Below are 1,191 nucleotides of genomic sequence, written 5' to 3'. Positions count from 1 at the left end.
CTAGTGAGCTGGTCCGGAGATCCTGTCGCAGTAGTGGCAGATCCGGTCGATGATCTGGTCGGCTGTCTTGGTCCAGCGGAACGGGCGGGCCTGTTCGTTCCAGACCTCGATCCATTTCTCCAGGGCTGCCTGGAGCGCGTCGACTGAGCAGAACACTCCGCGTTCCAGGCAGCGGCGCTGCAGTTCCGCGAACCAGCGTTCCACCTGGTTGATCCACGACGAGTACGTGGGGGTGAAGTGCAGAGCGAAACGCGGGTGGGCCACCAGCCACTTGTGCACGACCGGCGCCTTGTGCGCGGAGAGGTTGTCGCAGATCACATGGACTGCCAGGCCGGGCTCCACCTCGTGGTCGAGCAGGTCCAGGAAGTCGCGGAAGTCCTCGGCGGCGTGACGGGCGGACACCTTGCCGATCACTTTCCCGGTGGCGGTGTCCAGCGCCGCGAACAGATCGGTGGTGCCGTGCCGGATGTAGTCGAAACTGCGCCGTTCGGAGACACCGGGCAGCATCGGGAGCACGGGTGCGGTCCGTTCCAGTGCCTGGATCTGCGGTTTCTCGTCGACCGAGAAGACCACCGCGTTCGCCGGCGGGGCCAGATAGAGCCCGACCACATCCCGGATCTTGTCCAGCAGCAGCGGATCCGGGGAGATCTTGAACGTCTCGGTACGGTGCGGCTGCAGCCCGAACGCCTGCCAGATGCGGTGCACACTGGTCGGCGAGATACCCACCTGGCGGGCCAACTCCCGCTTGGACCAGTGCGTTCCACCCTCCGGCACCGCTTCCAGCGTCCGCACCACCACCTCCTCGACCTGCGCGTCGGTGATGGTGCGCGGCACCCCGGGGCGCGGCTCGTCGGACAAGCCGTCGAGCCGCTCGGCCAGAAACCGGGTCCGCCACCGGCGCACCGTCTTGCGGTCGGTCTCCAGCCGGGCCGCCACCGCGGTATTGCTCAGCCCGTCCGCGCAGGCGAGCACGATCGCGGCCCGCTTGGCCAGGCCCTGCGCCGTCGACCGGCGCCGGGCCCAGTTCCGCAAGATCGACCGCTCGTCCCCGGACAGTACGAGCGGCTCCAGCCTGGTGTCCCCCATGCCTTCAGGACACCGCCCACAGCCACCTCGCGACTGGCAAACGCCCGAATCTGAAACGGAAGGCGACTCACGAGGCGAGACCAGAACTCAAGACCGGGACACTAG

Annotated in this window: 1 protein-coding gene; it reads right to left on the bottom strand. The window is 67.6% G+C overall.

The genetic code is table 11. The features are described 5' to 3' along the window. Window positions 1-1,086, bottom strand: coding sequence for an IS630 family transposase (locus ABT254_RS46465; RefSeq protein ID WP_351483757.1), 1,086 nt, complete (start codon window positions 1,084-1,086; stop codon window positions 1-3). Window positions 1,087-1,191: the final 105 nt, after the last annotated feature.

The organism is Streptomyces sp. NPDC001137 (assembly GCF_040298885.1).
In the GTDB taxonomy this organism is placed as follows: domain Bacteria; phylum Actinomycetota; class Actinomycetes; order Streptomycetales; family Streptomycetaceae; genus Streptomyces.
This window is presented reverse-complemented; position numbering and strand designations above follow the sequence as displayed.